The sequence below is a fragment of the Neobacillus camarae genome, assembly GCF_054950115.1.
The window spans coordinates 1,411,874-1,435,448 of record NZ_JBUCKX010000001.1 but is presented as its reverse complement, the minus strand read 5'-3'; the positions used below and the strand labels follow the sequence as shown (position 1 = coordinate 1,435,448).

Below are 23,575 nucleotides of genomic sequence, written 5' to 3'. Positions count from 1 at the left end.
CACTCCTAAACGGAATGGGCTGTTTTTTTATATACTAATACACATCTTTTTTCGTAAATACTATTAAAGAAACAGCAAATGCCGCTGCCCACCATACAAATAAGACCATCAGGGAAAACGAGAGTGTCATGCCTTCAATCGGGGGCGGGTTCCCTTGCATATAATCGGTTAAGCGCAAATTCACCATAAAAAAGTATTTAGCCGATTCCCACGAAGAAACCATATTGCTCAAGATAGCCCCTGAAATAAGCGCGGCCAGCATCACACCCATACCTGCTGCTGTACTGCGAATCAAAACCGAAAGCATGAAAGACAATGTCCCCACTACAAGCGCCACGAACCACACGAGTCCAAAGTCCATCAACAAAAACTTCCAAAGGCTCAAAAGGTGCACATCAGATGTGTTCAATCCTGTATCCGTGACATTAAATCCTGTTAATATCGGCGCATCCCAGCCTTTGTAGCCAAACACAAAACCAGATATTATAAAGGACAGAATACCGGCTATGGCGATAATCAGCGAGATGGCGAAACATAAGGTGATATATTTACTCATTAATACTTTCCAGCGCTTGACCGGTCTGGTTAACAGCAGCTTGACCGTCCCCATGCTGTGCTCCGATGACACAAGGTCGCTTGCGATGACCATCACCATCAGGGGAATAAATAAATCAATGGAATTCTCCAAAAAGATCCTCATAAACGTAGGTGCACCAGGTTCGGATGGATTAATATCATGATCCAAATAATATTGCTTCTGTTGCAGGGAAATCTGCAGTTCCTGCCTCCATTCATCAGATAACCGGTTGCTGCTCAGCCGGTTAGTTGTATCGACAATTTGCTGCTGGAGGATCGTTCGCCAGTCATTGGTCCCCAGCTTTTCACGTTCTCTCTGCACTTCCTTATATTGGGCATAGGTAAACAGGACGACCAATACGCCAATGATTAGGGCGATCACCACAAGGCGTTTCTTGGCAATCAGCTTCATCATTTCATTTTGAATCAATTTATTCAATGGATTCCCCTCCAGTTAACTCCAGGAACAAGTCTTCGAGAACCGGCATTTTTCGGTTCATTTCCAATACCGAGACACCGGCTTCCACCAGCAATTTGTTCCATTCCGGGGTTCTTTGTTCATTAAATTCCGTCAGGACCGTTTGGTTGTCCGCTTCCTCAATTGGGGTCAATGCCGCTAGTATATCCCTGCCCTTCTCAAAAGGAGATAGCCGCCATGCAACGCGCTCACGGTTGGACAAGAGTCTTTCCACTGTGTCCGTCCGGATAATCGACCCTTTGGCAATAATCGCCACCCGATCACACAATAGCTGGATTTCGCTCAATAAATGGCTTGAAACCAAAACACTCAAACCCTCTTTTTCCGCGAGGAAACGAATAAATTCGCGCATTTCCCTAATACCCGCGGGGTCCAAGCCGTTGGTCGGCTCATCAAGAATTAACACTTTGGGGCTACCAAGCAGGGCTTGGGCAATACCGAGGCGCTGACGCATTCCAAGAGAATAGGTCTTCACCTTATCGTGAATTCTCTCTGTTAACCCGACGAGCTTGGTGACTTCTTTGATGCGTACATCTCCAACGTTCGGCAACATTCTCGCGAAATGCAACAGGTTATTATAACCCGATAAAAATGGATACAACTCCGGGTTCTCGACAATACACCCCAGATTGGCCAAGGCCTTTTGAAAATCTTCCGCGATATTGGTTCCGCAGATTTCAATGCTTCCTGAAGTCGGTTTAATCAGCCCCACAAGCATCCGGATGGTAGTCGTTTTACCGGCACCGTTTGGGCCAAGGAAGCCGAATACTTCCCCTTGACGTAAATCAAAAGTTAACCCCTTAATAATTTCCCTTCTGCCAATGACTTTTCTCAAATCTTTCACTGCTAAAGTAATGTCTTTCTCCATGAATCCGTTCTCCTTACCAGGTAACTAATGAGGCCACTCGTTCAGCAATTAAGCGATACCCTTTTGTATTTGGATGAAACTTGTCTGTATACAAATAATCGTTCACCTTCAACTCAAACAAGTCAAAGGTAGGAACAAACACCACCTTCGGAAAATTTGCGCTTACTTCGGCACTGTCATAATTCCAGCGGCGGACAATTTTGGACATTTCTTTCCCCTGGTCCATTTCGATGAAAGGGTTATACAAGCCAACAAAAAATACCGTCGCCTCCTGATTGTTTTTTCGGATTTGTTGGAGGATAAAATTCAGGTTGTCCAAGTATTTTTTCTCGATTTCCGTTATATTGTCCGTTTCAAAATCCACCAAACCCTGGCCGCCACGAAACAAATCGTTTCCGCCAATGGTCACCAAGATGATATCGGCCTTTTGAAGCTGCCTGCCCACTTCACTTTGCTGTACCTGCTGTTTTAATTGATCCGAGGTTTGTCCATTGATGCCGAGGTTGGTTAACTGGATAGTCTTCTTCGTTTTTTTCTTCAATTCATCCACCAAATCACCCACATATCCCTTACCGGTCTCGTCCCCCGTCCCTCTTGTCAACGAGTCCCCTATAGCGGTAATCGTGAGTCCTTTTTTACTGTCGACTGTTTTTTCATGGGGACTGGTTTGGGGGATTGACTCCGGTTTGCCGGCATAATAATTCCCGACAGCCCAGCCAAGGCCACCCAGCCATAGGAGAGAAAATACCGCTCCAATGATTGTAACCAAGCGAACATAATTCTTGCTCAAGATTACTCTTCCTTTCTTGCTTTTAACCTTTTCTATTATTTAATCACAGTTTCTGGTGGTTTCAAACTTTCAAGACACTTCTTTATGGGGGAATTTTGCCTATCCGTTCAACTATTATTCATATTTATGATAAAGGCCCTGTTAAAGATGGCTGTTGATTTCCAATCCAGTCAGCAGGGTTTTTAAAAATCAACAATATCGTTTAACAGAGCCATAATAAAAAAACCGACTCCTTGGGTTTGGAATCGGTTTTTGAACTATTAATCTAAGTTGCCTTTGGGGCCGAAGAATTCAAAATGAATTCGCTCTTCATTCACACCTAAATCCTTCAAGGAGCGGTTTATTGCTTTCATGAACGGCACAGGTCCGCAGAAATAAAAATCACATTCATTAACAGCTAAGTTAGTTTGCAGCCATTCTTTGGTTACATAGCCTTCAACATCATAAGAATGGTTCTTACGGTCTTCCTCTGTAGGAGAATCATAAAATACATAAGATTTTACATTGTCGAGGGCTGATAATTCTTCTACCTCATCTCTAAGGGCATGAACATGACTGTTGGCAGCCGAGTGGATAAAGGTAACCTCTCGGGTTGGCTGCAGGGTTACAACCGTTTTTAGCATGCTCATCATCGGAGTTAATCCAACCCCGCCGCTCAATAGTACAAGTGGTGAAGTTTTTTCTGTATCCAGAACAAAATCTCCAGCTGGTGCACTTACATTTAGGGTATCTCCTTTGTTTATGTGCTCATGCAGATAATTGGAGACCACTCCGTCTGGATTCTCTGTGCCCGCTTCTTTCTTGACACTGATTCGATAGTGATTCTTTCCTGGGGCATCAGATAAACTATATTGGCGAATATGGGTAAATTTTTGTCCTGGGATTTCTAGTTTAATACTTATGTATTGTCCTGGTTTAAATCCGGCAATCCCTTTTTGGTCCACAGGTCTTAAATAAAATGAGGTAATGACCTCACTTTCCTTCACTTTTCGTTCCACTGTGAAGCTTCGGAATCCATCCCAGCCTCCTGTCTGATTCTTGGCTTCATCATACATTTCTGCTTCCAAACTGATAAATACATCCGCAATTAAACCATAAGCTTGTTCCCATGCTTGGATGATCTCATCAGTCGCTGCTTCTCCCAAAACTTCCTTAATCGCCAAAAGAAGATACTTACCGACAATTGGATAATGCTCAGGTTTAATACCTAGACTTCTATGCTTGTGATTGATTTGTTGAACAACCGGTATAATCACTTCAAGGTTATCGATGTATTTTGCTGCAGCATACACAGCCCCTGCAAGTGCCCTTTGCTGCCTTCCTTGTTTTTGGTTAGCATGATTAAAGATATTCAATAATTCAGGATGATTACTGAACATGAGTTGATAGAATTTTGTCGTAATTGCCTCGCCGTGTTGTTCCAATATGGGGACAGTTGATTTGATGATTTCTACTGTCTTTTGATCTAGCATTTTTACATCCTCCTTGCGTTTTCACTATGAACATGTTGTTAATTATACAATGGAAAACACAGGTACTAAGTGATGTAAATCACACTTATTATTATTTAACGAAAATTTTTTAAAACATGACAAATATAACTAGCTTACTAGCTATTATTTTAGTAAGGTAATCCTATTGTAAATGCTTTTTAATAAAACGTTTTATATCATTGGTAAAAGAATTCCTACCGGAGGAAGAGAAAATGGTCAAAGCTAAGATTGCATGGATAACTGACACAACCGCTTCTTTAAATAATGAATTTATAGATGAGCATCAAATACATGTCATTCCCTTGCATGTGGTGATAAATGATGAATTTTACAAAGAAACAGTCGATATTACCGAAAAAGAGTTCTATGAAAGGATGCAAAAGGAAGATGGCAAGTTTCAATCCTCTCAACCTTCCATTAATGATTTTGTAGAGCTTTATCAGAAGTTAAAAGAAGAGTATGATTTCGGTATCGCGATCCATGCTTCCAGCACTTTAACAGGAACGTATCAATCATCTGTTATGGCAGCAGAGATGGCAGATTTCAAATTGTTTGCGATTGATTCTCTAACAGGTTCTTATCCTCTATCTTTTATTATTAAAAGAGGAATTGAATTGGCTGAATCGGGCCTTGACATTGCGGATGTCGTTTCCCAACTAAATGCCCTGCGTGACCATACACGATTATATCTAGTTCCCTCTAATCTTGATCAGATGCACAAAAGCGGCCGCGTATCCGGAAGCCAAAAAATTTTGGCCTCCTTGTTTAATATCAAACCGATCTTGGCGATTGAAGAAGGTGCCGCCAAGATTAAGGAAAAGGTCCGCACTGATAAAAAGGTTTTATCATGGCTGCTTAATCAATTAAAAGAAGATGCTTCAGTTAAAACCATAAACAAAGTAGCTATTCTACATGCCAATGACAATCAAAAGGCAGCAGAACTTGAAAGATTAGTGAAAGAAGCCTTTCCGAATATGGAAACAGAAGTTTTGATGCTGATAACCGTTGCAGGTGTGCATACCGGTGTTGGGACAATTGGGCTGTCATGGGTTTGTGAATAGGAAAACTGTAAGCGCCCTGGGCAGCACACAACAGGCCTCCCTCCAAAAAGCTACCGTTTTTTTGTTCATGCGAAGCCTATGCTGACGAAGCTTTCCTTGTGGAGCTGGACAATCCTCAAAGACAAATAATGATGTTTCGTCTCTTAGAAAGGACTGATTGTACTCAGTCCTTTTTTGCTTCCAACTACAAAATCCCTTTTGACGTGGCTTCTGATAACCAAGATGGAAACTCATTTAGTAATTGGTTATACAATTCTTCATCTGTTGTTTTTTCGATATCTTGGATATGAAAAAAGTTGGCGTTATCGACGAACCGCCCTTCCATGGTGTCCAATTTTTGAAGAACTTCAAAATTAGAGTCCCCAATGCCGACAAATTGCCAAAAGATTGGCTTAGTGGATGATTCCACGACTGGTTTCTTAATAGTCCTTTTGCAACCGCCATCATTGATAAAAACGATAAAACTGGGATCCTTTGATGGTGACTCGACGGTATATTTTTTTATCACATCTTCCATTACAAGCGGCTCATCATTCCTGCCGAATTTATGAATTAAATCATTTCCTAGTATGTATTCTTCAACATAGTTATCAAAGTCCCGCTCTGTAACCGACTTTAAACGAGAGAATTCATTGTCGTACACCCAAACATCCAATGTGCCGTCATCATCAAATTGGCTGGCCACCGCGAGGATTCTCTCCACCACTTTTTGTACAGTTCCGTTTTTGTAAAGGGTCCTCATTGAGCCTGAAATATCCAAAACCAGCCCTATCCTTGCAGTGACATTTTTTAGATTTTTCTTTTCCAATACAATACTTGCCGTTTTTTTCATTAAAGTAATCGTTGACACGTATATACCTCCTAAAAAAGTGGTGCATTCTTTTTTCTATTATTATACATTATTTGAATTAATTGATAGAATAATAATACTGTTTAAATTTTTTATCGTTGATACTAACCAGATTGGAAGGGAAATATGAAAAGAAAAAAGAAAATAAAATATACGCTGGGAATCCTGTTAATTCTAGGCCTTTTATATGCTGGAATATTACAATATAAAATTAGTCAATACAGTCATTTGGAACCTCCTAAGAATGCCGACTATATAATCGTTTTGGGAGCACGAGTGAAAGGCACCACTCCGACTTCTGTATTTGCCACGCGTATTGATGCCGCCGCAGATTATCTGAAGGAAAATCGGAAAACATTCGTCATTGCATCCGGAGGCCAGGGCCGGGGTGAGGATATATCGGAGGCTGAAGCCATTAAGCGCGAGCTGGTGAAACAGGGAATTGATGAGTCCAGGATTATCCTTGAGGACCAATCGACAAGTACCTATGAAAATATTTTGTATTCTAAAAAACTCCTTCCTAAAAATATAGGACAAGGAGTGATCGTGACGAACACATTCCATATGTACCGGGCCATTGCCATTGCCCGCCAACAGGATTTGGACCTATCTGGCATGCCGTCAAAAACGCCTTTTATTTCCGTTCCTAAAAACTATTTTCGTGAATATATGGCCATTACTAAATATTTATTGGATGGAAAAATATAATGTCTTCTTACAAAAGAGTGCCAGTTTTGGCACTCTTTTAATTTTTGTTATTTTGTCTTTGCAAAAACGCATGTATCCCGAAGCTCCGTACCATCTGCGGATCTTCCATCCTTTTTTAAGATACCTTCCAATGTAAATCCAAGCCGCTCGGGAATCACCCTGGATTTACTATTATTTGTATCGCAGCGGATTTCCACCCGTCTTGCCTTGAGTTCCTGAAAGGCAAAATTAGTGATTGCCTCAACAGCCTCTGTTATGTATCCCCTTCCACTATGCCTGGTGTCAATCCAATATCCAATCTCAAACTTCGGGATATCCCAATTGATGCGGTGCAGGCCAGAGGAACCAATAAACTCACCGGTACCTTTATCATATAAGTGAAGCCGCAAATCTTCCCTAGCTAAAAACTTAACATGGGCATCGCGCATATTGGCTTCTACATCTTCTTCTGTTTGGTTTCGATGCGCCCAAGGCATCCATGGTTTTAATTCGTTCATTGAGGCCTGCATCGCTTGATAAACGGCTTTGCCATCTCCAGGCATCGGCTTGCGGATAAGTAACCGTTCTGTATATATTTCTTCTGGGAATTCTATTAATATTGGTTTCATAATGTTGTGCCCCCCTTAATACCTCTTAATATTTCGACCAAAAGTGCCAAAATCCTTTAACAGATTAAAAAACCGCCTTGATATACACACGTTGCCGGCCATTCACATGATTAATCCAGCATAATGGAATACCTTACCAGCGTTTTTTAGTATATTACCGGCACTTTTGGGCCCCTTACCGGTGCTTTTTTAAATTTACCGGCACTTTTCCATTTCGCCCACTTTCCAAATAAAAAGAGATTCTTCCAAATAGGAAGAACCTCTTTCAAATCTTTTAGTATGCTTTTGCCCAATACACCATATGCTTGGCGTCTTTGCCACAGCACACACATTTTTCATCTACTTGTTCTTGCTCGAATGGAATGCATCTGGAAGTCGCACCTGCGTCTTCTTTGATTTTTTCTTCACAGGCCAAATCGCCGCACCACATGGCTTTGATAAAACCTGGTTTGCTTTCCAATGATTGTTTTAATCCATCCAGCGTTGTCGCAACTGATGTTCTCTCTTCACGATGCTTGAAGGCTTTATTATAAAGATTGGATTGAATATCATCCAATAACTCGACAAGTTTGGTCTCTAGTTCGTCCATGGAAACCACGATTTTTTCCAACGTGTCGCGTCTTACTAGAACCACCTGCTTGTTTTCAATATCTTTTGGACCCACTTCTAAACGGACTGGGATTCCCTTCATTTCGTATTCATTGAATTTCCAGCCTGGTTTTTTATCGCTGGCATCAATATCCACGCGGGCTACTTTTGCCAGAGACTGTTTCAAATCATAAGCAAAATCAAGGACGCCCTCTTTATGTTGGGCAATTGGCACGATCATGACTTGGGTTGGTGCGGCTTTTGGCGGAATCACCAAACCGCGGTCATCGCCATGAACCATAATCAGTGCCCCAATAATCCTTGTAGTAAAGCCCCAGGAAGTTTGATGTACGTACTGCAGCTTACCATCCTTGTCCGTATATTGGATGCCGAACGCTTCAGCAAACCCGGTTCCAAAATGGTGAGAAGTACCGGATTGCAACGCCTTGCCATCATGCATTAAGCTCTCGATGGTAAAAGTAGCTTTAGCTCCCGCGAATTTTTCTTTTTCCGTCTTCTGCCCTTTGACAACCGGTATCGCCAATATCTCTTCACAAATAGCGGCATAGACATTCAACATTTTGATGGTCTCTTCCATTGCCTCTTCGTCAGTCGCATGGGCCGTGTGGCCTTCCTGCCATAAAAACTCCAGTGTTCTTAAGAATGGACGGGTTGTCTTTTCCCAGCGGACGACATTGGCCCATTGGTTATAAAGCTTTGGCAGGTCGCGATAAGAATGGATGATGTTGCTGTAATGCTCACAGAATAATACCTCTGATGTTGGACGGACCACCAGTCTTTCGGTTAACTCTTCCGAACCGCCATGAGTAACCCAAGCCACTTCCGGAGCGAAGCCTTCCACGTGGTCCTTCTCTTTTTGCAGCAGGCTTTCAGGGATGAATAAAGGCATATATACATTCTCATGGCCGGTTTCTTTAATCCGCCGGTCCAGTTCGTTTTTTATATTGTCCCATAATGCCATTCCATATGGACGAATAATCATCGATCCGCGAACACTTGAATAGTCAATCAGATCCGCTTTCGTCACGACATCCGTATACCATTGGGCGAAATCATCGTCCATTGCGGTAATATCTTTTACAAATTCCTTTGCCATGTTAGACACCTCATTATTATTCATATAAATATAAAAAGGCCTTAATCCACAAAAGGGACCAAGGCCTGGCGGTACCACCCTAAATTTTTTAAAGCAATTGCTTTAAACTCTCGACATGATAACGGATTTTATCCGCGTGCATCTTCATGAATATCCGATACAGAACTCGTGAGGCAGGTTCAAATAACTGTCTTAAGATACCTCGCACCAATGGTATCCTCTCTTTGTAAGACCGGTTCATTTTACTAGTCCCCGTCATCGCTTCAATCATATTTTATTGAAAAAATTATATATTTCCCGACCTTAAAAGTCAATTCTTACTAATAGAAAATTTTTTTGTTCCTCATAAGAACCAAATGAGTACAAAAGATATATTAACAGAGTTGCCAATCTTTGAAAAGCTTAAACCTTGGTTCCGGATGAATAAGTTTCATAAAACGTTCAAATCGTTTGTAAGCTAGTCCTATTTCTTACCTTTATAATTTACGTATGTTGTTAAGACTTACATACGAGGGGAAATACTCATGAATATTTTTTTCATTATTACTGCCGTGATTGTTGCCGCAGCTTCCGGATTCTCCATTTATCTTTTATATCATTATAAAACCAAGATGAGCAAAACCGCAGGGATGCTGGCATCGATTGCGGTTTCTGCCGTAACCGGGCTATTGTCTGGGGCTGTCCTCGGGTTAATGTCAGGGGAAATCTTCCTTGTGACAGGAATCAGCTTGTTATTGGGATTTTTTGTTGGGTTTTTAGCTGGGCATCCAGCAGGGCTCCCATCGATATTACTCAGCTCCATAGCCGGTTTATTAGGAGCAATTACCGGGGCGATTCTAGGAATCCTGCTCCAGTTCATCAATCCTGCCATCTTACTTGGAATATTATTAGGTTTGTATGTTGTAATCATTGGGATGGTGCTTCTGTACTTGTTGGCGGAAACAAATGAAAAAATAAAGGTCCAAACCGAAGAACTTACTCCATTTGCCATTTTAGTTGCCGGAATTCTGCTGATTAGCCTGTTCCTTTTTCTCTATAGCAGCGACTTAGTGGAAATTCCCGCAAAAGCATCCTCAACAGAGACCCAGACACAACCGGAGAAGACCAGTCAAGAAATCGATGCCAGGAGTGATACCAATCCAAAAATCAAGATATTGGTTACCGAAAAGGGATATTCGCCAAACGTGATTCGAGTGAAAAGAGGAAGTCTGGTGGAACTGCAAATTGATAACCCGTTTGAAGATAGTTGTTATGCCACCTTTAATCTTCCTGACTTTAACATTCAAAATGCCAGTTTAAAGCTGGGAACCACCTCTCTCAGCTTTACAGCGGACAAAGCAGGGGAATTTACCTATAGTTGCGGAATGAATATGTTAAAAGGAACCGTCATCGTCGAATAATAGGTCTAAACATGAAAAAAGCTGTTGGATAACCAACAGCTTCAGATTGTCGAGAAAGGTTATCTTTCTCGGCAATTTTTTATTTTAAGTTGAACTAAATTAGAGATTTCCAGAATTAATTGTTCCTGCAAAGTGGCCTGTTGATTTCCGCTCCAGGTGCTTCGCGGACCTTAGGGCGTGCCGGGGAGCCTCCTCGGCCCCGTACTCCCGCAGGAGTCTTCGCACCTTCCGCTCCAATCAACAGGAACAAATCAACCAAAAGAATTGCAACAAACTTTTTCCAGCCTTGCTAAATGTGTTGCAATCTTCTTTATATTTTGGCAGGCCGCGGTTAGAAGAGCCTGTTCACTTGCATTCTTCAATCCCCGCAACCGGCAGTAGCGAAGCCCGTGCAGCTCTTTTGAGTCTGCGAAGCTTCGCTCAATTTTTTCCTTTCTAAATTTATAAAGCATTTTACCTGATTTTGATAATCGATTTAGTCTAACCTTTTCCTTGTGTTCCTCCCATACATGTCGAGTTATGACTTTTACTTTGTTTTTTGATCCCTTGTACATCACTATAAAAAGGACGAGCTTTTTCTAGAATAACGGAAAAATCAATATATTTATCAAATTAAACGAAGAAGGTGATGCTCAGGTACTAATTCATCAAGAGACACAAATTCATATTGAATTTGGAAGGATTCTTTAGGCATAACTTTATAATTATATTATAACAAATTAACGCGGTGAATGGTTAAAGTATCTAGGCTAAAATAAAAGCTGTCGAGGGTTTTTCGACAGCCTGAGCTGTTGGATAACCAACAGCTTTTTTTAGACATTAACTTTTTTGGGTTCTCGGAAAAGTGATTTCAATACTGGTTCCCTTGCCAACCGTACTGTTAACCTTTATTTTCCCCTGATGTTTATCAATGATCCATTTGGCAATCGATAATCCGAGGCCGGTTCCCTCAGCGGCGGAACGGGCTTTGTCACTTTGATAGAACCGGTCAAAGATTTTCGGGATATCCTTCTCAGGTATACCGATACCTGTATCATTTACCTGTAGACAAATGGAGGAATGAGTCTGTTTGCAGGAGAGTAAAATATCCCCTCCTTCATGGGTGTATTTAATCGCATTGTCCAATAGAATGACAATCAGCTGATGAATCCTTTCTTTATCCGCAAAAAATGTTACGGATTCCTGGGCATCCAATTGAAGGGATTTTTCTTGATATAAAGCGAGATCTTCAAATTGCTGGGTAATATCCTTTAACAGTTCATCAAGCTGAAACGTCTGCTTGTTCATTTCGATTTGATTCGAATCGGACCTTGCCAGGGTAAGCAGATTGGAAACCAGTTTCGACAGTCTTCTTGATTCGGTTGATATCGTCGAAATATCCAGGATTTTATCCTTTACCGTCGCAGATGGGGAACGGAACAAAATTTCGGTCTTTGCTTGTATGACGGCAAGTGGTGTCCTCAACTCATGGGAGGCATCTGAAACAAATTGCTGCTGCTTATCCCAAGCATTCTTAATCGGAACAAGTGCCCTGCCGGCTAAAAAGTAACCTACTCCAACGGCGCATAGAACTCCTACGCCGCAGCCAATAAGAATAATCAACAGCAGTCTATTCAGTAATTCCCTTTCAGAATCTACATTGCGGACAAATTGTACGGTCAATTGTCCCAGTTGTTGTGTATCAACCTTAATTGCCGTATAACGGAACGTATAATCTTCTACATCTACATCGACAAGGGTTTCCGTTTTTTTCGGCTTAATAAGATTTTCGTTATCCTGAAATACTAGGGCCCCACGGTCTTGGTCCGATAGGAGTTCTCCATTCTCATCCCAAATCAATGTAATAATTCGTGGGTCGCGTCGCAAAAAGCCGGGTTCTTGTCCTCCATCACTTATCCTGTCATTTTCCTTATTCCCTCTTGGATTCTGAATCTGTTTAATTGAGTCCATCAAGGATTGATTAACATCCTTGTATAGCTGATGGTCTGTATATAGATAAACCGCGCTCCCTAATAGGCCGATTAATATAATAAATACCAGTGAATTTAAAAGAGTCAGTTTAATATGTGTCTGGCGGAACATTTGTATCTCCTATTCTTCAATAAGCATATAGCCGACACCGCGGATGGTTTTAATATCCGCATGATAGCCAAATGGCTCTAATTTTTTACGAAGATGATGCATAAATACCTCGACAATGGCGATGGTGGTATCGGAATCAAACCCCCAGACCCGGTCATAAATCTGCTCTTTGGTAAGGATCGCCCCTTTGTTTTGAATCAAATATTCGAGGAGCTCATACTGCTTTGTGGTAAGTTTAACAGGCCCTCCATCCACATGGATATCTCGTTCCTTGCCAAATAATTCAATCCCGCGATATTGGATCGTTTGGTTGGTTGTCAGACTGCCGGTTCTTCTTAATAAGGCGCGGATTCTTGCCTTTAATTCAGCCGCCTGAAACGGCTTGACCAAATAATCGTCCCCGCCGGAATCGAGCCCCTTGACACGGTCCTCCAAGGAATCCCGAGCTGTCAGAAAAAGAACTGGTATCGTCAATCCTTCCTTCCGTATCGTCTTCAATACTTCGAATCCGTCTATTTCCGGAATCATTACATCCAGAACGATCGCATCATGAATATTTTGCATCGCCAAAAACAGCGCATCCTCCCCATCCGAAGCTTGATCGACTTCAAACTCATCTGATAACAACTGCACAATGGACTCCAATAATGGAAGATTATCCTCCACAACTAATAAACGCATTTCTTTCCTCTCCTCACAATGGGCATTATCTTAAACTTTATTATATATAAAAAACGTGGCGTTCTAAAGCTAATCACCCATGATTTTATGATGATACAAGCCATGTTGCCAGCTTTGACACTTTCAGTTATTGAAAGTTTCGTATAACCTCATTATTCCTCCTGTTGCTTAACTTTTTCTTAAAGGCTGTGTTAAAGAACAATTTTGATTTGAAACATAGTTGATTAGAGTCAAAGGCACGAAGAATCATGCGGGAGAACAGGACATGGGAGACCCCCAGGTGAGGAGGCATCCCGAGTGACCGCGAACCTCTCGCGCCTGGAACGGAAATCAACAACTACGTTTAACACCGCCTTCTAAAAAAAACTTTTTATTATAGTCCAAACACTGACAAAAAAAACGATTGAATGTTCTCCGGAAAAACGAACAAAGGACTGACGTTTGGGTCAGTCCTTTGTTTGTTTTACTTTTAATTAAATTCAAGTAAATAGTCATAAACATGTTTACCAATTCTGCTGATGATCTGTCTTGCCATAAAGGTATCTTCAAGCTCGTCTGTTAAGATAGCTGCGTAGGCAGTTTGGTTATTATAACACAAGATGGCACAATCATTCTCAACTTTAGGCAAACCGCCTGTTTTATTCGCCACATAAATCTTATCCAAATCCATCATCGCAGGAATCTTATCTTGGAACTGCTGGGCATGCATGATTTTTAACGCCATTTTCCTGCCGTTCTCTGACAGAATGTTTCCCTCGTTGATTGCCTTTAGGCATCGGAGCATATCTGTTGGGCTTGTTACATTGTCAACCCCACGCTCGGTTGCTTCAAAATCCATCATTTTTCGTTTCAACATGGTACCAGTAAGCCCCATTTTTTTTATGGTCGTATTGATGGAATCGATTCCCAGTCGTTCAATCAACATATTGGTGGCAGTATTATCCGAGACCGTAATCATTAATGTCATGAGGTCCAGAATCGATAATTTGGCACCAGACGAAAGGGCCTGCAACACACCCGATCCTCCCGTCTGATTTTCAATCACTGTCAGATCATCCAAGTTTAGGATTCCTGCTTCACCTTGACGAAGACCTTCTATTAAAATGGGAAGCTTGATTACACTAGCTGAGGGATAGACTTCTCCCGAATTCAGATATATTTGCTCCTGGCCGATTTCAATCGCCAAGCCCATTCTACCCTTGAACCCGATGAGCTCTTCTGCTATTTTCTTCTCTAATGATTTCATGGCTACTTTGTTGCCGCCACTTGCGAATAATCTTGTCCGCCGGATTTTTCTTTATCATATAAGTGGCATGCCACAAAATGGCCTTTTTCAAGTTCCTGCCAATCAGGGCGTGCTGTTGCGCACACTTCCATGGCCATTGGGCAGCGGGTCCTGAATACACAGCCGCTCGGTGGGTTAATGGGACTAGGCAGCTCCCCTTTTAAAATAATTCGCTCTCGTTTATCCTCAACATCCGGATCCGGAATCGGAATAGCCGATAAAAGGGCTTGGGTATAAGGGTGCATCGGGTTATGATATAGTTCACCGCTAGTGGTTAACTCGACTAAATGCCCCAGATACATAACCCCGATTCTATCACTAATTTGTTTAACCATGGACAAATCGTGGGCAATGAACAGATAGGTTAATCCTTTTTCCTTCTGCAAGCGCATTAACAGATTCACGACCTGCGCTTGAACAGATACATCCAAGGCGGAAATCGGCTCATCTGCGATAATAAATTCCGGTTCCAAAGCCAAGGCTCTGGCTATGCCGATCCGTTGGCGCTGACCGCCGCTGAATTCATGAGGATAACGGTTGGCATGCTCCTTGCTTAATCCAACGTCCTCCAGCAGCTGATAAACCCGTTGCATGCGTTCTTGCTTATTGGCGAACATTCCGTGTACTTCCATGGGTTCAGAAATAATTTCAGCAACGGTTGATCTTGGATTTAAGGAAGCATACGGATCCTGGAAAATCATTTGCATTTGCCGATGAAATTCGAATCGTTCTTTCTTGTCAAACGAATGGATATTCTTTCCGTTAAACATGACTTCCCCATCTGTCACATCGTATAGACCAATAATGGTTCTGCCTGCAGTCGATTTCCCGCACCCAGATTCTCCTACAATTCCTAATGTCTCTCCCCTATTAATATGAAAAGAGATTCCATCAACAGCTTTAAGAATTTCATTTTTTCCTAGATTAAAATGTTTTTTTAAATTTTTCACTTGTAATAATGCTTGGTTTTCCATGCTATACCTCCGTATCCAGCCAGTAGCGTCTCGCTGCGCATAGCTCTTGCTCGTAAATGGTTCCCGCCAGCTCGATAATCTCCACCGTTTTTCCGGTTTTTGGGGAGTGAAGCAGCTTCCCGTCGCCATAATAAATCCCTACGTGATGAATGCTGCCTTTTCCTTCCTCATAGGCAAAAAACAGCAGGTCCCCTGGTCTGATTTCAGCTAATGGCACGTTTTTTCCGCTTCGTGCCTGTTCATGGGCATCCCTTGGAATGGTGTAACCGTTGGCCTTGCACATGGAGTAACTTAGGCCGGAACAGTCGTACCCATAACTGCTCATGCCGCCCCAAAGGTACGGCAGCCCGAGGAATTGCTCCCCAGCGGACACGATATCATTTCCGTTTCCTTTATATCGTTGTTCCAACGATTCGAAAACAACTACATTTCCCCACTCTAAAGTACCGGTTCCATCAGGAGTCCTTACCCAAACCTTGTCATCCTCCTCTTTGAGAAGAGGCAACACGGTTTGAAACGACACTTCCAGGGGACTATTTTTCAGTAAGGTGGCTTTAGGTTTTGTAACAACAGCTACCGGCTCCATGTGCAGATTCCAGTCTCCCCCACACTTGATAAGCTGGGATTTAGGTACCCATCCAGGATAGCCCAGTTCATTTTTTGAAGTAGGCTGTTCCGGTATCAAAACATGCGCCCATTCCCCTTTTTCTTCCAGCAGCAATACTTCCTGCCCATAGAGGAGCTGCGTTTGAACAAGATTATCATCACATAAACTTAACCTGGTTTCATAGGTCAATCCGTTTAACCATTCATCGATTTGAACAGGGTTGTTTAATGCATCCCAGTCGAGTTCTCTTGCTGAATCGCAAGAAGTCCAGACGGTTGCGACCGAAACATTGACTAGACACTTTTCCAACTTATACACCTCCATCAATATGGACCTGGTTAATGCCAAGACCAGGTGCTTCAGGCAGTGTGATATGCCTTCCATTATATTGAATGCCGCCGTCCACATTTTCCTTTGCCAGCATTAACGGTGCATCAAAATCATATCGTGTGATATTCTGTTTGCTTGCGGCGAAATGGGCTGCAGCTGTAAGGCCGATTTTTGTCTCTATCATGCTGCCGACCATACATTCCACGCCGCAGGTTTCCGCCAAAGCATTGATAATTTGGGCTTGATAGATTCCGCCTGCTTTCATCAATTTGATATTAATTAAATCCGCGCTTCGGGTTGTTAATACCTGAAACGCCTGTTTAGGAGTAAATACACTTTCATCCGCCATAATCAGTGTTTCCACGTTATCTGTGACCTGTTTTAGACCTTCGATATCGGCGGCTTTAACAGGCTGCTCCACAAGTTCAATCTCAAGACCGCTATCTTCGAGCTTACGGATTGCCCGAATGGCATCCTTAGGCGTCCATCCTTGATTTGCATCCAGCCGCAATTTTATATCGTAACCGACGCGATTTCTAATTTCCTTAATTCGGTCGAGATCTTTCCCAATATCGTCTTTTCCTACTTTTACCTTCAGTGTGTTAAAGCCGTTTTGAACATAGCGGACCGCATCCTCGCCCATTTCCTCCGGACCGTTTACGCTGACGGTAAAGTCGGTTTCCACTTCATTTTTATGGCCGCCGAGAAATTGATACAATGGCAGCTTGCAATATTGTGCCAAGCAGTCGTATAGTGCCATGTCCACTGCTGCTTTGGCACTTGGGTTTCCCACTAAAATCGTTTTTAGGCCTTGAAAAATAAATTCATAATTTAATAGACTTTTAGCAAGCAAAAATGGTTTCATAACATCATGTATGGCCGATTCAATGCTTAAGATGCTATCCCCTGTGATCACCACTGTTGGCGGTGCTTCTCCCCAGCCAGCAATACCGTTGTCGCAGGTAATCTTTACATATACTGATACTGCAGTGGTAACAGTACGTAACGCCGTCTTGAAGGGTTTGGTCAATGGTACAGCCACTCTATAAGTTTCCACTCGCTCGATTTTCATTTTGATCCGTCCTTTATAAGATGCCGCTTTCGACAAACAATCTTTTTTCATAAGTATTCAATGTAGCGTCCACTCCAAAAGGGATGGTGATATTTGGGTTGCAATGGCCGATTTGAAAACCTTTTATGGCCGGTTTTCCAGCCAACTGGACATAGTGCCGAATCACTTCATCCAGTGATAAGGTTTCCTCTCTTTTTGGGTTCGCATCGCTAAAGTCCCCAATTAAGATACCTCTTGCATCCGCAAGCTTTCCAGCCATAAGCAGCTGATTGAGCATCCTGTCCACTGAACGCGGTTCTTCATGCACGTCCTCAATAAACAACAGCTTGTCTTTTGTGTCCAATTCAAATTTTGTTCCCAGCGTACTAACAATGAGCGACAGGTTCCCGCCAACCAGTTCCCCGCTCGCTTGGCCTTCCACCAGTACCTCTAATGCTGACAGCTCCTCGGTATAAACCCAATCTTTAGGTTCGAACAATGACAGGAATCCGTTTTTGGACAGCTGTTGGACATCATCCTGCCCGATATCAGACGCCAGCATCGGGCCATGAAACGTCACAAGACCGGTCTCCTGTCGGATACTTGTATGTAAAAATGTAATATCACTATAGCCCCAGAAAATTTTGGGGTTATTTTTTAAGATTTGATAATCGATTCCAGTGGCAATTCTTCCGGTTCCATAGCCGCCGCGGGCACAAAAAATCGCCTTCACTTCTTGGTCCAAAAACATGTCATGCAAATCGTCCAGTCTTTTTTGATCTGTTCCGGCTAAATACCCATATACATTTTGAAGATTTTTCCCGATTTTAACGTTTAACCCTAAATCCTTTAAAAATTGAATTCCTTTTTCAAGGTCATTCAGGTCCGGCGGGCTGGCCGGTGCGATCACGCCAACTGTATCACCTTTTTGAAGGCGAATCGGTTTTAATTTATCCATATATATCTCCTCCTCTCTCTTAATCTATGATATTAGGCCAAAAGGGATGTTCAATCGAACACCCCCCTTGATTTTTTACTTCTTATCTGCCCATTTAAATTCTAAGTAGCCTACTGGGTGACGAACCACACCAGTCACATCTTTATTTTGCAAGTAAACTTGGTTATAGAAGTGAATAGGTATAATCGGCATTTCATCAAACAGGATTTTTTCAGCTTTGTACATCATTTCAAAGCGTTTCTTTTCATCTTTTTCAAGTTTGGCATCTTTGATTAATTGGTCAAACTCAGCATTGCTCCAGCCGGTACGGTTCATGGAAGAACCTGTGATAAAGTTCTCTAAAGAGTTAATCGGATCGGCATAGTCATTAAGGAAAGAGCTTCTGGAAAGCTGCAGTTTCAAACCTTTTTGCTCGTCTGTAAATACGTTGCTCTCCATATTTGCCAGCTTCACGTCAACACCAAGGTTCTCTTTGAACATTTGTTGCAACGCCTCAGCAATTGCCTTATGTGTATCGCTTGTACTGTACGTCAAAGTTACTTCAGGAAGAGTAGTATAACCCTCTTCTTCCATTCCTTTTTTCAATAGTTCTTTTGCTTTTGCCGCATCTGTTTTAACCAAGTCTCCGCTTGTTTTACGGAAGTCTTTGCCATTAGCATCTGTAAAGCCAGGTGAAACGAATCCATAAGCAGGTTTTTCTTGGTTTTTAGTTACAAGTTCAACCATTTGTTTTTGGTTAACCGCCATAGCGAATGCCTTACGGATATTGACATTTTGGAATGGTTCCTTTGTTACATTAAACCGGTAGAAATATGCGCCGGCTTGGTCTTCAACCTTGACATCCCCATCCTTGAACAGCTTGTCAGCCAATTCTGATGGAACATCGGAAGAATCAAGTTCGCCAGTCGTATACATTTGATATTCGGTGTTGTCATCGTCGACCATTGCCCAGTTAATCTTATCAATCTTTACATTCTTTGCATCCCAATACTTGTCGTTCTTTACCATCACGAAATTGCTGTCATGCTTCCATTCCGATAATTTAAATGGACCATCCGCCACAAATGTGTCCGCTTCAGCAAACCAATTTGGGTTTTCTTTCGCGACTTTTTCATTAATCGGGAAGAAGCATGGGTTGGTAATAACACTTAAGAAGTAAGCCTGCGGGCTGGTTAATGTCACTTCAAATGTTTTATCATCCACAGCTTTTACCTTTACGTCATCAGCAGAACCTGTACCACTGTTATAAGCTTCGCCGCCCTCAATGAAGTAAGCTAAGAAAGCTGCGGAAGAAGCGGTATTAGGATCTAATAAACGTTTCCAAGCAAATACAAAATCGCCAGCTGTTACATCGTCTCCATTTGACCACTTGGCATTGTCACGGATGTGGAAGGTGTAAGTTTTACCATCTTTGGAAACATCCCATTTTTCTGCAATGGCAGCTTGTGGCTGATGTTTCTCATCCAAGCGGGTCAAACCTTCCATCAAGTTGTTTAATGCATTCCAGGAAACGGCATCAAAACCGATTGGCGGGTCAAAAGAAGTTGGTTCTTGACCATTGTTCCAGTTTACGACTTTCTCGGTTTTTTCTCCAGACTTGCTGCCATTGTCTTTTGGTTCACTGCCGGCATCCTTGTTAGCCGTACATGCAGCTAGCGAGAAAGCCAACATGGCAGCAGTCACACTTGTTAACAGTTTTTTCATGCTTTACCCCCTAAGTAATTTTTATGTTAATTTTTTGAAACCAGTTGTTGGGCCCGTTCATCCTGCAGCCAGCAGTCAACAGTATGCTGATTGGTCAGTTGTGTCTTAAACGGGTAGACTCTGTCACAAACCTCCATGGCATACGGACAACGGGCGGCAAAAGCACACCCCATTGGCGGTAAAAACAAATCCGGAGGCGTTCCAGGGATTGGGACTAATTCTGCCTTTTCCATATCCAATCGAGGGACGGACTGAAGCAGACCTTTAGTATAGGGATGCTGCGGGTTATAAAAAATCTCCCGCCTTGAACCAATTTCTACAATTCTACCAGCGTACATGACCGCTATACGGTCCGCAACCTGGGCCACGACACCCAAATCATGGGTGATCAAGATAATGGATACACCTGTTTTCTTTTGTATATCGCGAAACAACTCGAGGATCTGAGCTTGTATGGTTACATCCAATGCGGTTGTTGGTTCATCAGCGATTAACACATCCGGCCGGCAAACCAGTGCCATGGCGATGACTATCCGCTGCCTCATCCCGCCACTAAATTGATGTGGATATTGTTTTAACCGGATTTCCGGATTCGGAATTCCAACAAGATTTAACATTTCAATGGCTACCTGTCTGGCTTGATCCTTAGAGAGATGTTCATGTTGTCTAATCCCCTCTGTAATCTGATCGCCAATTGTCAGCGTAGGGTTTAAAGCTGTCATCGGATCTTGGAAAATCATTGAAATATTCGCCCCGCGAACCTTCCTCATTTCCGGTTCCTTAAGTTTAATTAAATCCTTGTCTTTAAAAAGGATTTCTCCACCCGTTATCCTGCCTGGAGGTTCAGGAATCAATTTCATGATTGTTTGCGATGTGACACTTTTTCCGCAGCCTGATTCTCCAACGATGGCTAAGGTTTCCCCTCTATGCAAATCAAAACTGACCCCGCGGACAGCCTTGACTTCACCTCCGTAAGTGGAAAAGGATACGTGAAGATCTTTAACTTGAAGTATTTTTTCCATGCTGCTACCTCCTCAACTTTGGATCCAAGGCATCCTGCAGCCCATCGCCTAAAACATTAAATGCAAACATGGTTAATGATATAAATAAAGTCGGGAAGAATAGTCTCCACCAATAGCCTGATAGAATGACAGATAAGCCATCATTGGCCATAACCCCCCAGCTTGCATGCGGCGCTTGGATACCAAGTCCGATAAAGCTTAAAAAGGCTTCAGCAAAAATCGCTGACGGAATCGTCAAGGTCATTTGAACGATGATCGGACCCATGGTATTGGGTAACAAATTCTTGCGGATAATCCGCGCTGTTTTCGTTCCAAATGTTTTGGATGCAAGCACAAATTCATAGTTTTTTATTTGCAGAACTTGTCCCCTGACAATCCTTGCCATTCCGACCCATCCAGTAATCGACAATGCCAATATAATCGTTGTTAATCCAGGGCCTATTACCACCATGACAAGAATGACAACAAGCAGATAGGGAAGTCCATATAATATTTCCACAAAACGCATCATTATGTTATCTACACGGCCGCCTTTGTAGCCAGCAATGCCGCCAAATGTTACCCCGATGATAAAATCGATAAGTGCGGCCATTAAACCAACAAATAAGGAAATCCTCGCTCCATAAGCAGTCCGGGTAAACACGTCCCTGCCTAAATTATCTGTTCCAAACCAGTATTTACTGGATGGCGGCTGATTTTGGTCCAGCAATGTTTGCTTCTCGACCGTATGCGGTGAAATAATCGGTCCAAGAATGGCAAATATCGCTAGCAATATGAGGAATATTAACCCTGCCATGGCCAGCTTGTTTTTTAATAGCCTGTGCCAAGAGTCCTTCCAGTACGATAGGCTGGGCCTTACTACCGCCTCTGCCGCCATTGTGTTCTTCGCTTTGGGCACAAACCACTCATCAGGTATTTCAGGCGAAATGTTCATGTGTTCCTGTTTACGCAATTCCATTATTTCGCCTCCTTTTTGCCGAGTTTAATTCGAGGATCTAATAGTCCATATGCCAAATCTACTAACAGCAACATAAAAATTAATAGGGCACTGTAAAATATGGTAGTTCCCATAATAACAGGATAATCACGGTTATTGATGCTGTCGACAAAATATTTACCCATGCCCGGAATGGCAAATATTTTTTCAATGACGAACGTACCGGTCAAAATACTGGCAGCTAATGAACCCAATACAGTTACGACAGGTAACAGGGCATTTCTCAATGCATGTTTGAACACAATTTTTACCGGTGACAGACCTTTTGCTTTGGCTGTTTTGATGTAATCCTGGGTCAGCACCTCAAGCATGCTCGACCTAGTTAACCTGGCGATAATGGCCATTGGACCAGTAGCCAGCGCCAAAACCGGCAATACCATATGCTTTGGACTCTGCCATGTTGCTACTGGGAAGATCGGAAAATTAACCGCCAGCTCTTGGATTAATAGAGTCGCCATAACAAAGTTTGGGACCGAAATTCCAATGACGGCAATGCTCATTGCCAAATAGTCGATCAAGCCGTTATGGCGGAGAGCAGCAATGACTCCCAATATGAGACCCGAAACGATTGCGACAAGAAGTGTATATAGGCCTAATTCAAATGAAACGGGAAATCCTCTTCCCAGCATATCGTTTACGGTTTGGGATGATTTTTTTATGGATGGCCCCAAGTCACCTTGAACCAGTTCCTTTAAATAATTGCCGTATTGCACCAAAAGCGGCTTATCAAGATTGTAATACGCCTCTAGGTTTTTTTGCACAGCTTCATTCGTTCTCCTTTCCTCATTGAAAGGAGAACCTGGTACTGAGTGCATCAGGAAAAATGTCCCAGTTATTATCAGCCACAACGTTATAATCATCGAAATCAAACGTTTAAGATAATATGTATTCACGTATGACCACTTCCTAACAGTATGTAGTTTGCAATGCGAATTCGGCCATGGCAACATTTTTTGACAAGCTTCTCAAATCTATCATTAACCATCACTTCTTCCGTTCGTGATGAATCTCTAAGTGATTTGAAATTATTGTTATAATCATAACGAACTGGATGCGTTATCATGATGCTTGTCTCCAATCAACATGGTCCATCACTTGACCCTGGTGATTCTAAGGTATCATTCTGAAACGTTTCATCTCCTTCGTTTTCACTAATTTTTCTATTTTCTAAATATTATAGAATAATATATAGTTTAATTCAAACGGTTCTTAAAATAAATAGCGAATTTTGCAAATAATGTGAGATAATCTGACATTTTCAAAGAATTAAAAAGCTTGTTTAATTAAGTTTCCACTATTTCTTAAATACATTTATAATAAACATAACGATAATGATGGATAGGAAGT

Annotated in this window: 21 protein-coding genes, 1 pseudogene and 1 other annotated feature; of the genes and pseudogenes, 3 read left to right on the top strand and 19 right to left on the bottom strand. The window is 42.2% G+C overall.

What is annotated here, in order from left to right:
* Positions 1 to 34: 34 nt before the first annotated feature.
* The 4 genes from ACY8D0_RS06520 to hmpA all read right to left on the bottom strand — a co-directional run bounded on the left by ACY8D0_RS06520 (position 35) and on the right by hmpA (position 4,184).
* Positions 35 to 1,015: a DUF2705 family protein gene (locus ACY8D0_RS06520; RefSeq protein ID WP_462409661.1), complete on the bottom strand. Its 981-nt coding sequence runs from the start codon at positions 1,013 to 1,015 to the stop codon at positions 35 to 37.
* Positions 1,008 to 1,922, bottom strand: a complete 915-nt coding sequence (locus ACY8D0_RS06515; RefSeq protein WP_462409660.1) for an ABC transporter ATP-binding protein — start codon at positions 1,920 to 1,922, stop codon at positions 1,008 to 1,010. The genes ACY8D0_RS06520 and ACY8D0_RS06515 overlap by 8 nt, the downstream gene beginning before the upstream one ends.
* Before the next feature lie 13 nt (positions 1,923 to 1,935).
* On the bottom strand, positions 1,936 to 2,712 hold the full coding sequence (locus tag ACY8D0_RS06510) for an SGNH/GDSL hydrolase family protein (protein ID WP_462409659.1): 777 nt from the start codon (positions 2,710 to 2,712) through the stop codon (positions 1,936 to 1,938).
* Between the two features lie 260 nt (positions 2,713 to 2,972).
* The gene (gene hmpA, locus ACY8D0_RS06505) at positions 2,973 to 4,184 is read right to left on the bottom strand and encodes an NO-inducible flavohemoprotein (protein WP_462409658.1); all 1,212 of its coding nucleotides are present in this window, start codon (positions 4,182 to 4,184) and stop codon (positions 2,973 to 2,975) included.
* A gap of 233 nt (positions 4,185 to 4,417) precedes the next feature.
* Here hmpA and ACY8D0_RS06500 point away from each other — a divergent pair, with 233 nt between their 5' ends.
* Entirely contained in the window at positions 4,418 to 5,266 is an 849-nt protein-coding gene (locus tag ACY8D0_RS06500; RefSeq protein ID WP_462409657.1) for a DegV family protein, read from the top strand.
* Between the two features lie 184 nt (positions 5,267 to 5,450).
* Here ACY8D0_RS06500 and ACY8D0_RS06495 read toward each other — a convergent pair whose 3' ends face one another.
* Positions 5,451 to 6,116, bottom strand: coding sequence for a vWA domain-containing protein (locus tag ACY8D0_RS06495; protein ID WP_462409656.1), 666 nt, complete (start codon positions 6,114 to 6,116; stop codon positions 5,451 to 5,453).
* 126 nt (positions 6,117 to 6,242) lie between these two features.
* Here ACY8D0_RS06495 and ACY8D0_RS06490 point away from each other — a divergent pair, with 126 nt between their 5' ends.
* Complete coding sequence (locus ACY8D0_RS06490) at positions 6,243 to 6,824, top strand: YdcF family protein (RefSeq protein WP_462409655.1); 582 nt, start codon at positions 6,243 to 6,245, stop codon at positions 6,822 to 6,824.
* Between the two features lie 47 nt (positions 6,825 to 6,871).
* Here ACY8D0_RS06490 and ACY8D0_RS06485 read toward each other — a convergent pair whose 3' ends face one another.
* Both ACY8D0_RS06485 and proS read right to left on the bottom strand, forming a co-directional pair.
* Positions 6,872 to 7,432 carry a GNAT family N-acetyltransferase gene (locus tag ACY8D0_RS06485; protein ID WP_462409654.1) on the bottom strand — a complete coding sequence of 187 codons (561 nt, stop codon included), beginning with the start codon at positions 7,430 to 7,432 and terminating at the stop codon, positions 6,872 to 6,874.
* Between the two features lie 274 nt (positions 7,433 to 7,706).
* Entirely contained in the window at positions 7,707 to 9,137 is a 1,431-nt protein-coding gene (gene proS / locus ACY8D0_RS06480) for a proline--tRNA ligase (RefSeq protein WP_462409653.1), read from the bottom strand.
* A 50-nt stretch (positions 9,138 to 9,187) separates the two neighbouring features.
* Positions 9,188 to 9,405: a binding site (T-box leader), on the bottom strand.
* A gap of 256 nt (positions 9,406 to 9,661) precedes the next feature.
* On the opposite strand from proS, the gene ACY8D0_RS06475 reads away from it, so the two are divergent.
* Entirely contained in the window at positions 9,662 to 10,537 is an 876-nt protein-coding gene (locus ACY8D0_RS06475) for a cupredoxin domain-containing protein (protein ID WP_462409652.1), read from the top strand.
* Positions 10,538 to 10,788: 251 nt separating this feature from the next.
* Here ACY8D0_RS06475 and ACY8D0_RS06470 read toward each other — a convergent pair.
* From ACY8D0_RS06470 to ACY8D0_RS06415, 12 genes and pseudogenes are all read right to left on the bottom strand, one after another.
* A pseudogene (locus ACY8D0_RS06470) lies at positions 10,789 to 11,079 on the bottom strand (transposase); the annotation flags it as partial.
* 277 nt (positions 11,080 to 11,356) lie between these two features.
* Positions 11,357 to 12,619 (bottom strand): sensor histidine kinase, encoded by a 1,263-nt coding sequence (locus ACY8D0_RS06465; protein ID WP_462409651.1) that lies wholly within the window; start codon positions 12,617 to 12,619, stop codon positions 11,357 to 11,359.
* Between the two features lie 9 nt (positions 12,620 to 12,628).
* On the bottom strand, positions 12,629 to 13,300 hold the full coding sequence (locus tag ACY8D0_RS06460) for a response regulator transcription factor (RefSeq protein WP_462409650.1): 672 nt from the start codon (positions 13,298 to 13,300) through the stop codon (positions 12,629 to 12,631).
* Positions 13,301 to 13,769: 469 nt separating this feature from the next.
* Positions 13,770 to 14,546: a serine hydrolase gene (locus ACY8D0_RS06455; protein WP_462409649.1), complete on the bottom strand. Its 777-nt coding sequence runs from the start codon at positions 14,544 to 14,546 to the stop codon at positions 13,770 to 13,772.
* A 2-nt stretch (positions 14,547 to 14,548) separates the two neighbouring features.
* Positions 14,549 to 15,559, bottom strand: coding sequence for an ABC transporter ATP-binding protein (locus tag ACY8D0_RS06450; protein WP_462409648.1), 1,011 nt, complete (start codon positions 15,557 to 15,559; stop codon positions 14,549 to 14,551).
* Position 15,560: 1 nt separating this feature from the next.
* Positions 15,561 to 16,490 (bottom strand): C40 family peptidase, encoded by a 930-nt coding sequence (locus tag ACY8D0_RS06445; RefSeq protein WP_462409647.1) that lies wholly within the window; start codon positions 16,488 to 16,490, stop codon positions 15,561 to 15,563.
* Positions 16,477 to 17,568 carry a mandelate racemase/muconate lactonizing enzyme family protein gene (locus ACY8D0_RS06440; RefSeq protein WP_462409646.1) on the bottom strand — a complete coding sequence of 364 codons (1,092 nt, stop codon included), beginning with the start codon at positions 17,566 to 17,568 and terminating at the stop codon, positions 16,477 to 16,479. The genes ACY8D0_RS06445 and ACY8D0_RS06440 overlap by 14 nt, the downstream gene beginning before the upstream one ends.
* A 13-nt stretch (positions 17,569 to 17,581) precedes the next feature.
* The gene (locus ACY8D0_RS06435; protein ID WP_462409645.1) at positions 17,582 to 18,505 is read right to left on the bottom strand and encodes a S66 peptidase family protein; all 924 of its coding nucleotides are present in this window, start codon (positions 18,503 to 18,505) and stop codon (positions 17,582 to 17,584) included.
* A gap of 75 nt (positions 18,506 to 18,580) precedes the next feature.
* Positions 18,581 to 20,209 (bottom strand): peptide ABC transporter substrate-binding protein, encoded by a 1,629-nt coding sequence (locus tag ACY8D0_RS06430; protein WP_462409644.1) that lies wholly within the window; start codon positions 20,207 to 20,209, stop codon positions 18,581 to 18,583.
* A gap of 26 nt (positions 20,210 to 20,235) precedes the next feature.
* Entirely contained in the window at positions 20,236 to 21,231 is a 996-nt protein-coding gene (locus tag ACY8D0_RS06425) for an ABC transporter ATP-binding protein (RefSeq protein WP_462409643.1), read from the bottom strand.
* A 4-nt stretch (positions 21,232 to 21,235) separates the two neighbouring features.
* Positions 21,236 to 22,189 carry an ABC transporter permease gene (locus ACY8D0_RS06420; RefSeq protein WP_462409642.1) on the bottom strand — a complete coding sequence of 318 codons (954 nt, stop codon included), beginning with the start codon at positions 22,187 to 22,189 and terminating at the stop codon, positions 21,236 to 21,238.
* Positions 22,189 to 23,121, bottom strand: a complete 933-nt coding sequence (locus tag ACY8D0_RS06415; protein ID WP_462409641.1) for an ABC transporter permease — start codon at positions 23,119 to 23,121, stop codon at positions 22,189 to 22,191. Before ACY8D0_RS06415 ends, ACY8D0_RS06420 begins: the two co-directional genes overlap by 1 nt.
* Positions 23,122 to 23,575 lie beyond the last annotated feature (454 nt).